Here is a 9,167-nt window from a genome sequence, read left to right on the forward strand (position 1 = left end):
GCGGGCCTGGGTTTTGGCCAGCGCGGCCTGCCGGTCGGCCTCGCGCTTGCGGGCGGCCAGCTCAGCATCGGCGTAAGTATTCAGACGCTCGGTCAGCGCATCGGGCGTCAGCTTGGCCAGCGCCTGCAAGCTGTCCTGCGTCTCAATGATGGTATACTGCTTGGCAAAGTCCTTGAGAATATCGCTGCGCTCCTTGATAGCCGCATAGGTTTTCGCTTCCTTATTCAGGTTTTGTACCGTGCTATCGTAGTACGCGGCCGCCAGCGGGTACTTGTGCAGGTTCTCGTAGTAGATGCGGCCCGCCAGCAGGTAGGCATAGCTTTTCTGGAAGCGGTTGGTCGTCGTGGCCCGCACCGACTGCCGCAGCAGCTTTAGTGCCTCGGGGTAGTTCTTTTCGCGGTAGTTCAGCCGCGCCATCTCGTAATAGATTTTATCGCGGTAATCCTTGTTCTTCAGGTCTTTCAGCAGACCGGCAAAGTTCTTATCCAGCCGCGCCCGGTCCTGCGTGCTCAGGTCCGACACCTGCGCCATCATCAGCTTGGCCTGGAAGTCGAGTTCATACGGTGGGTTGCGGGCCAGAATCTGGTCGAGTTGCTCGTAGGCCTTCTTATTCTCGCCGGCCTCCTGGTACAGCTGCGCCAGCAGGTAGCGCGTGCGCGACCGCTCGTTCTTATACTCAATCAGCGGAATGGCCTTCTCCAGCTGCACAATGGCCTTCGCCGGCTCCTCAGTGCGCATATAATAGTCGGCCCGCGTCAGAAACAACTGGCGCGCATCCTCCGGCCGGCCCTGCTCTTTATCCAGCAGGTCCGATACGGCCTTAGCGCTTTCCAACTCGCCCTGCGCCATAAAGGTGCGCATTAACCCAATCAGCGCCTCGTGCTTGGCATTGTCGTCCTTGCTCGTCGAGTTCACATATTTAAACGTCAGCGCCGCGTCGTCGAACTGCATCAGATAAAAGCGCGCCCAGCCTACCAGCACGTAGGCATCGTCCGTCCAGTCCGAGCCCGGCCGGTGCTGAATCGGCATCGATGCCCGCTTAATGATGTCGTTCAAATCGGCCCGGCTGGCCTTCACGCTGGCGCTGTCCAGTGTCGGAAACAGCGGCAGCGGCTGGTTGTAGTCGTTGGGCCGGGCTGTGGTGTAGAGCTTATCCTCCAAGCCCCGCAGCTTTTCGCGAGCAATGAAATAGGCATTGTCGCGCGCCGCCACGTTGTTGAAGGCGTGCGAAACAATGTTTTTATCCGACGCGCAGCCCGCCATGCCCAGCCCCAGTAGCACCAGCCACGCCGTTGTCCAGCGAATTGTCAGCAAATGATGTTTCAAAATCAGCGTAAAGGAAAAAGGACCATCCGAGCAGCCGGAACGCCCAACGCGGCCCGAAATGTTCGCCGGCTCTGCCAGATAACGGAGCCCAACGGGTAAAATTACGTTTTTTCGCTGCCCGCGCCCGCCCGGCCCGCACCGTACCTTTGCCAACCGCACTTTTGCCGCCCGCTTATGCCCGATTCGCCCAATTCTCAGCCCACTGGCAACAGCCGCCTGCAAGCCGTGGTGAAATACTCCGGCCTGGCCTTCCAGATGCTGGCCATCATCGGCGGCTGCGCCTGGCTCGGCTACTGGCTCGATGGCAAGTTTGCCACCCAGCCCTGGCTGACTATCGTGCTTTTGCTGCTGGGCGTCTTCGCCGCCGTGTTCCAGGTCATCCGCAGTTTGACGAAGGAGTCCTTATAGCATATGCCCAAATTCCCCCGCCAGTTCCTCCTCTTCACCGCCGCGCTGGGCCTGCCCATCTACGCCCTGCACCGCGTGTATGGCGCGGCCGTGGTGCACCCGCGCACGGGGCTGGTGTTTGCGGTGATGGCGGCGCTCACCTATTTCGCCTACAGCCTCACGGCGCGCCTCGTGGCCCGCGACCCGAATAGCCTTGCCATGGGCTACCTCATCGGCATGACGGTGCGTTTGCTCACCTCGCTGGGCCTCGTCACGTGGTTGCTGGCGGGCGGAATTGCGCGCGAGCCGCGGGGCGTCTGGACCTTCCTCGGGGCCTTCTTCCTCCTGTACTTTTCGTGGGCCGGGTTTGAAATCTGGGCTACTTTGAGTAACTTGCGGCCGATTTCAGAAAAGCAAGTCACGCAATGATAATGCGTTAGCCTGAAATGAGTCATTAATTAACTTTGGATGAAGCGTTTACTGTCGATACTTCTCTGTTTCGTTTCCCTGTCCGTTTTTGCTAACGAACCCGCGGGCGAGGGCAAAAAGGCCGAAGGCTTCAATCCCGGCGAAATGATTTTGCACCACATCGGCGATTCGCACGAGTGGCACTGGCTCGCCACCGACAACGGCAATTTCACCACCTACCTGCCTATCATCGCCTACCGTCCCGGCAAGGGCCTGTCGGTGTTCTCCTCCGAGAAAATCTCCAACGGCGAAGCCGAAGGCCCCGCCAAAGAGTACGACGGCCTGAAGCTGGAGCACGAGCACCTCGTGAGCACCGATGGCAGCAAGCTTTACGACTTCTCCATCACTAAAAACGTGGCCGGCCTCATCGGCAGCGCCATCCTCATGCTGGTGGTGTTCACGCTGGTCGCCAGTGGCTATAAGAAGAACCACGGCCGCGCCCCCAAAGGCATCCAGTCGTTCTTCGAGCCAATCATCGTCTTCATTCGCGACGAAGTAGCCAAGAAAAACATCGGTCCCAAGTACGAGCGTTACATGCCGTACCTGCTCACGGTGTTCTTCTTCATCTGGTTCAACAACCTGCTGGGCCTCACGCCCGGCGCGGCCAACCTGAGCGGCAACATTGCCGTGACCATGGTGCTGGCCGTGCTGACCCTGATTATCACGCTGGCTTCGAGCAACAAGTATTACTGGGCGCACATTTTCGCCACGCCCGGCGTGCCCAAGCCGTTGCTGCCCATTATGATTATCGTGGAGGTGATTGGCATTTTCACCAAGCCCTTCTCGCTCATGATTCGTCTGTTCGCCAACATCACGGCGGGCCACATCGTGGTGCTGAGCTTCATCAGCCTGGTGTTCATCTTCAAATCGTGGGCTGTGGCACCGGTAACGCTGGCTTTCGGCCTGTTCATCAACGTGCTGGAGCTGCTGGTGGCCGTGTTGCAAGCCTTCATCTTCACGCTGCTCACCTCTATGTACATCGGCGGCGCGGTGGAGGACCACCACGATGCCGACCTGCAAATGGGCTACGACGACGGCTCGGCCTCGACCCACGTTGCCCACTAATCTGACTTAAATCGGCCGGGCGCCCGCCGCCCGCCAACCGGCTGTTTCGGCCAGACCGTAGCAATCCCCCCCCCCCGCTGCGGGACTGACGAACTTTATCTTTTCCCCCTTTTTCCAATTTTTATGTTGCTCTCTCTGTTGTTGCAAGTAGCTGCTATGGCGGCTAACTACGGTCCTGGTCTGGCTGTAATGGGTGCCGGTATCGGTGCTGGTCTGGTTGCTCTGGGCGTAGGCCTGGGCATTGGCCGCATCGGCGGTAGCGCCATGGATGCTATCGGCCGTCAGCCGGAAGCTTCGGGCAAAATCCAGACGGCTATGATTATCGCCGCCGCTCTGATTGAAGGTCTGGGCCTGTTCGCAGTAGTAGTCTGCGTACTCATCTGGACGAAACTCGTTTAGTGCTGGCCGGGCTTCGGGCCCGGAAGTAGTTGGAAGCCCGCCGCCCGCTGCTGCAATATGCAGTTGGCGCGGCGGGCTTACCTGCTCCTAATCTGTCATTCGATTAGCCGACATTTTTAACCATTCCATAGCAATGCTGCCAGCTTTTTTATCCCCTGAACTCGGCCTGATTTTCTGGCAACTGGTTATCTTTCTGCTGGTTCTGTTTCTGCTGGCAAAGTTTGCCTGGAAGCCGATTCTGCTTGCGCTTAAGGAGCGCGAAGACAACATCGAAGGTGCCCTGCGCATGGCCGACCAGGCCAAGATTGAAATGCAGCAGCTGAAAGCCGGCAACGAGAAGTTGCTCGCCGAAGCCCGCCTCGAGCGCGACCGCATGATGCAGGAAGCCACCCAGATGGCCAACCAGCACCGCGAAGCCGAAAAGGCCCGCGCCACCGCCGAAGCCAATACCATCATTCAGCAAGCCCGCGAAGCCATCCAGACGGAGAAAAACGCGGCCCTTGCCGAAGTGAAAAACACCGCCGCCAAGCTGTCGCTCGACATCGCCGAGCGCATCCTGCGCCGCGAGCTGACCGACCCCGCCGCCCAAACGCAGCTGGTCGATTCTTACCTGAAAGACGTTAAGCTTAACTAGTTGCTTGTTGTTCGTTGTCAGTTATTAGTTCGTGCTAATGGCTGATAAACGGCCTGACAACTAACAACCAACAACTGACAACCAAACCACTATGGCTGACCAACGAGTAGCGGCCCGCTACGCCAAGTCGCTCCTCGACTTGGGCAAGGAGATGGGCACCCTGAGCGCAGTGAAAGCGGACATGGACCTGCTGAGCAAGACCATGGCCGAAAGCCGCGAGCTGCGCCTGCTGCTGCGCAACCCGATTGTGAAGCACGACAAGAAGCTGGCCATTCTCAAGGCCATCTTCGAGGGCAAAGTGTCGGACATGACGCTGCGCTTCTTCACCATCCTCACCGAGAAAAACCGCGAGTCGGCCATCGAAGGCATCGGCCCCGAGTTTCTGGCGCAGTACAATGCCCTGCAAGGCATTCAGTCGGCGCAGGTAACGTCGGCCACGCCGCTCACGGCTGCCGCCCGCGCCGAGATTCAGGCCCTCGTGACCAAGCAAACCGGCCTAACCGAGGTGCAACTCACCGAGAAGGTGGATCCTGAGCTTATCGGCGGCTTCGTGCTGCGGGTGGGCGACCAGCAAATTGACGATTCCGTGCGCACCAGCCTGCGCAAGCTGCGCACCTCGCTGCAAGAAAATTCTTACCAACAAAAACTGTAGGGTATAGGGAAGTTGGGATAGGGGATACGTTCCCACCGTCCCCGCCCCATATCCCTGATTCCCTATACCTTATTCCCTCCCAAGATGGCAGAAGTACGTCCGGATGAAGTCTCCGCAATCCTGCGGCAGCAACTGTCCAATTTCAAGTCGGAAGCCGAGCTCGAAGAAGTCGGCACCGTGTTGCAGGTCGGCGACGGCGTGGCCCGCATCTACGGTCTGAGCAAAGCTCAAGCTGGCGAACTGATTGAATTCGAGAACGGCCTGCAAGGCCTCGTGCTCAACCTGGAAGAAGACAACGTGGGTGCCGTAATGCTGGGCGACTACTCGGAAATCCGGGAAGGCGCCACGGTGAAGCGCACCAACAAAATCGCCTCCATCAAAGTGGGCGAGGGCATCGTGGGCCGCGTGGTGAACACGCTGGGCCAGCCCATCGACGGCCGTGGCCCCATCGCCGGCGAGCTGTACGACATGCCGCTGGAGCGCAAAGCCCCGGGCGTAATCTTCCGTCAGCCCGTGACGGAGCCCATGCAGACCGGCATCAAGTCGATTGACGCGATGATTCCGATTGGCCGTGGCCAGCGCGAGCTGATTATCGGTGACCGTCAGACCGGTAAGTCGGCCGTGGCCATCGATACCATCATCAACCAGCGCGAGTTCTTTGAAGCCGGCCAGCCGGTGTTCTGCATCTACGTCGCCATCGGCCAGAAGGCTTCGACGGTGGCCCAGGTGGTGAACGCCCTCACCAAAGGCGGCGCGATGGACTACACCGTGGTGGTAGCCGCTTCGGCTTCCGACCCGGCTCCGCTGCAATTCTACGCGCCTTTCACGGGTGCGGCCATCGGTGAATTCTTCCGCGATACGGGTCGTCCGGCCCTGGTGGTTTATGATGACTTGTCGAAGCAGGCTGTGGCTTACCGCGAGGTGTCGCTGCTGCTGCGTCGTCCTCCGGGCCGCGAGGCTTACCCCGGCGACGTGTTCTACCTGCACAGCCGTTTGCTGGAGCGGGCCGCTAAAATCAACGCTTCGGACGAGATTGCGCGGAACATGAACGACCTGCCCGACAGCATCAAGCACCTGGTGAAAGGCGGCGGCTCGCTGACGGCTCTGCCCCTGATTGAGACGCAGGCTGGTGACGTATCGGCGTACATTCCGACCAATGTGATTTCGATTACGGACGGCCAGATTTTCCTCGAGACCAACCTGTTCAACTCGGGCGTGCGCCCGGCCATCAACGTGGGTATCTCGGTATCGCGCGTGGGTGGTAATGCCCAGATTAAGTCGATGAAGAAAGTGGCCGGTACGCTGAAGCTCGACCAAGCCCAGTTCCGCGAGCTGGAAGCCTTCGCCAAGTTCGGCTCCGACCTCGATGCCTCGACCAAGCTCACCATCGAGCGCGGCCGTCGCAACCTCGAAATTCTGAAGCAGCCCCAGTACTCGCCCGTGAAGGTGGAGGACCAGGTGGCCATCATTTACGCCGCCACCAACGGCCTGCTCGACACCGTGCCCGTGAACCGCGTGCGCGAGTTCGAGAAGGAGTTTGGCCAAGTGATGAACTCGCGCTACCCCGACGTGCTGAAGGCCCTGAAAGCCGGCAAGCTCGAAGACGCTGGCACGAAGGCCATCCGCGAGGTAGCTAAGGACGTTTCGGCGAACTACGCAGCCAAGTAATTATCAATGAAGAATGAAGAATGAGGAATGAGGAATTGTCGCTGCCGTTTCTGACGCAGCAATTCTTCATTCTTCATTCCTCATTCTTAATTCAACCTAAATGGCAAGCTTAAAAGAAGTCCGCAACCGCATTCAGTCGGTGAGCAGCACGCAGCAGATTACCAAAGCCATGAAAATGGTGGCGGCAGCCAAGTTGCGTCGGGCCCAGGACAACATCGTGCGGATGCGGCCCTACGCCCAGCGCCTGAATGCCATCCTGACCAACCTGACCCGCAACGCCGATGCCGACATCGTGAGCGACTACGGCGTGGCCCGCGAGGTGCGCAAGGTGCTCGTGATTGCCATCACGTCAGACCGTGGCTTGGCTGGTGCCTTCAACACCAACGTGTTCAAGGGCGTGAACGCGGCCATTGCCTCGCGCTACGCTAACCTGCCGGCGGCCAACATCTCGGTGATGGCCATTGGCAAGAAGGCGCACGACTACTACGGCCGCCGCGGCCAGACGGTGGGCGACTATACCCACGTCTTCGCCAAGCTCTCGTTCGAGACGGTACGCGAAGCCGCTGAGGTGGCTATGCAAGGCTTCCGCGATGGGCTGTACGACGAGGTGGTGATGGTCTACAACGAGTTCCGCAACGTAGCGACGCAGATTATCCGCACCGAGCAACTGCTACCGCTGGTGCAGACGGAAGCGCCCGCCACGGCCAAGCCGGAGTCGAACGTGGACTACCTGTTCGAACCCTCGAAAGAGGAAATCGTGCAGACGCTGATTCCGCAGTCCATCAAAATTCAGCTCTACAAGGCGGTGCTGGAAAGCAACGCCTCGGAGCACGGTGCCCGCATGACGGCCATGGACAAAGCCACCGACAACGCCGGTGAACTGCTCAAGGCCCTCAAGCTGACCTACAACCGCACGCGTCAGGCGGCCATTACAACTGAGATTCTCGAAATCGTGGGCGGTGCCGAGGCCCTGGCGGCCGGCTAGTAGCCGAACGGTCTATCCCATTGAAAGGCCCGTTTCCGAAAGGAGGCGGGCCTTCTGCTTTATAGGTTTCCGGCCGAATACCTGCAAAAATGACTCAACAAACTTTGCAGGCACTAGCAAACTATTGGACCGCCTTCTGACTTTGCAGCTTTCCCAACAATTGAATTCAACTCATGCAAATCGGCATTAGCTCCTTCGGCGAAGTTGCCCCCGCCCACGTACCCGGCCACGACCACGCCGCCGCCCGGCGCATGCAGGAACTCGTGGCCCTGGGACGCCTGGCCGACGAAGTGGGCCTCGATGTGCTGGCCCTCGGCGAGCACCACCGCCCCGACTTCATCATCTCGGCCCCCGAAGTCATTCTGGCCGCGGTGGCGGCGGTGACCAACAATATCCGCCTCAGCAGCGCGGTTACCGTGCTTAGCTCCGTCGACCCGGTGCGGACCTTCCAGAACTTCGCCACCGTCGACCTCCTCTCCAACGGCCGGGCCGAAATCATCGCCGGCCGGGGTTCATTTATTGAGTCCTTCCCGCTGTTTGGGCAGGATTTGAAGGACTACGATGCGCTGTTCATCGAAAAGCTGCAGCTGCTGCTAAAAATCAACGAAAACGAGGTAGTGACGTGGCAGGGCAAGCACCGCCCGGCCATTGCGGCTAAGGGCGTGTACCCGCGCCCTGCCCAGGCCAAAATTCCGGTTTGGATTGGGGTAGGGGGCACGCCTGCCTCGGTGGTGCGGGCCGGGCAGCTGGGGCTGCCGCTCACGGTGGCCATTCTGGGCGGGGCGCCCGCGCAGTACGTGCCGTTTGCCGAGCTCTACCGCGAATCGGCCCAGAAGGCCGGTCACGATGTGGCCGCGCTGCAGCTGGCTATTAACTGCCACCTGCACGTGGCCGATACCGCCGAGCAGGCCCGCGATGAGTTCTTCCCGCCGTACTCTACGCTCATGAACCGCATCGGCCGCGAGCGCGGCTGGTCGCCGATGGACCGCCGCCATTTCGACTACCTCTGCGGACCGCAGGGCCCGCTGCTGGTGGGCACACCGCAGGACGTCATCGCCAAGCTATTGTATCAGCACCAGCTGTTCAACAATACCCGTTTCTTGGCCCAGCTCGTTATCGAAGGCATCGCGCCCGAAAGCGTGCGCCGCTCCGTGGAGTTGCTGGGCACGCAGGTGGCGCCCGCCGTGCGCGCCGCCTTGGCAGAGAAGAACCGCGCCTAGTACCCTGGCCGAGCAGGCGGATTTCGCTGTAAAGGGAAACAAAAAAGCCCCGCCGGAATCCCGGCGGGGCTTTTTGCAGCAAAGGCTAACGGCCGGTTATTCGATAACTAGGCGCGTGGTAGCCGTTTCGGTACCAGCCTGCACCCGCACCACGTAGAGGCCGGTGGGCAGGTCGGTCACGTCGAGCGTGCTGCGGGTTCCGGCCGGGTTCAGCGTCAGCACGCGGGTGCTCACTACCTGGCCTAGGGCGTTCAACAACTCAACGCGGGCCGTGCGCACGCTGCCCAGTGCCGGCAAGCTCAGCGTGAAGGCGCGGTGCGCCGGGTTAGGGAACACCGAGAGGTTGCCGCCGGCCAGCGCCTC

At 60.2% G+C, this 9,167-nt stretch carries 11 protein-coding genes; 9 read left to right on the forward strand and 2 right to left on the reverse strand.

Annotation, left to right across the window (positions count from 1 at the left end):
• Positions 1-1,326: type IX secretion system periplasmic lipoprotein PorW/SprE (porW, locus tag ACYVDE_RS08645; protein WP_460501089.1), on the reverse strand; the 1,326-nt coding region annotated here is incomplete at its 3' end.
• A gap of 174 nt (positions 1,327-1,500) precedes the next feature.
• Between porW and ACYVDE_RS08650 the strand changes: the two genes are divergently transcribed.
• From ACYVDE_RS08650 to ACYVDE_RS08690, 9 genes are all read left to right on the forward strand, one after another.
• Entirely contained in the window at positions 1,501-1,734 is a 234-nt protein-coding gene (locus ACYVDE_RS08650; protein ID WP_460501090.1) for an AtpZ/AtpI family protein, read from the forward strand.
• 3 nt (positions 1,735-1,737) lie between these two features.
• Positions 1,738-2,142, forward strand: coding sequence for a hypothetical protein (locus tag ACYVDE_RS08655; RefSeq protein WP_460501091.1), 405 nt, complete (start codon positions 1,738-1,740; stop codon positions 2,140-2,142).
• A gap of 144 nt (positions 2,143-2,286) precedes the next feature.
• Complete coding sequence (gene atpB, locus ACYVDE_RS08660) at positions 2,287-3,246, forward strand: F0F1 ATP synthase subunit A (protein ID WP_460501092.1); 960 nt, start codon at positions 2,287-2,289, stop codon at positions 3,244-3,246.
• 123 nt (positions 3,247-3,369) lie between these two features.
• Positions 3,370-3,645, forward strand: coding sequence for an ATP synthase F0 subunit C (atpE, locus tag ACYVDE_RS08665; protein WP_196287135.1), 276 nt, complete (start codon positions 3,370-3,372; stop codon positions 3,643-3,645).
• Positions 3,646-3,778: 133 nt separating this feature from the next.
• The gene (atpF, locus tag ACYVDE_RS08670; protein WP_460501093.1) at positions 3,779-4,279 is read left to right on the forward strand and encodes an ATP synthase subunit B family protein; all 501 of its coding nucleotides are present in this window, start codon (positions 3,779-3,781) and stop codon (positions 4,277-4,279) included.
• Positions 4,280-4,370: 91 nt separating this feature from the next.
• On the forward strand, positions 4,371-4,931 hold the full coding sequence (gene atpH, locus ACYVDE_RS08675; protein WP_460501094.1) for a F0F1 ATP synthase subunit delta: 561 nt from the start codon (positions 4,371-4,373) through the stop codon (positions 4,929-4,931).
• An 84-nt stretch (positions 4,932-5,015) separates the two neighbouring features.
• Entirely contained in the window at positions 5,016-6,599 is a 1,584-nt protein-coding gene (gene atpA, locus ACYVDE_RS08680; RefSeq protein WP_460501095.1) for a F0F1 ATP synthase subunit alpha, read from the forward strand.
• Between the two features lie 100 nt (positions 6,600-6,699).
• A complete protein-coding gene (atpG, locus tag ACYVDE_RS08685; RefSeq protein ID WP_460501096.1) occupies positions 6,700-7,584 on the forward strand; it encodes a F0F1 ATP synthase subunit gamma in 885 nt (294 codons plus the stop codon).
• A gap of 173 nt (positions 7,585-7,757) precedes the next feature.
• On the forward strand, positions 7,758-8,804 hold the full coding sequence (locus ACYVDE_RS08690; protein WP_460501098.1) for an LLM class flavin-dependent oxidoreductase: 1,047 nt from the start codon (positions 7,758-7,760) through the stop codon (positions 8,802-8,804).
• A 96-nt stretch (positions 8,805-8,900) separates the two neighbouring features.
• Here the strand turns inward: ACYVDE_RS08690 and ACYVDE_RS08695 are convergent.
• A partial coding sequence (locus ACYVDE_RS08695) for a T9SS type A sorting domain-containing protein (protein ID WP_460501099.1) occupies positions 8,901-9,167 on the reverse strand: 267 nt, incomplete at its 5' end.

It is taken from the genome of Hymenobacter agri, assembly GCF_054778495.1.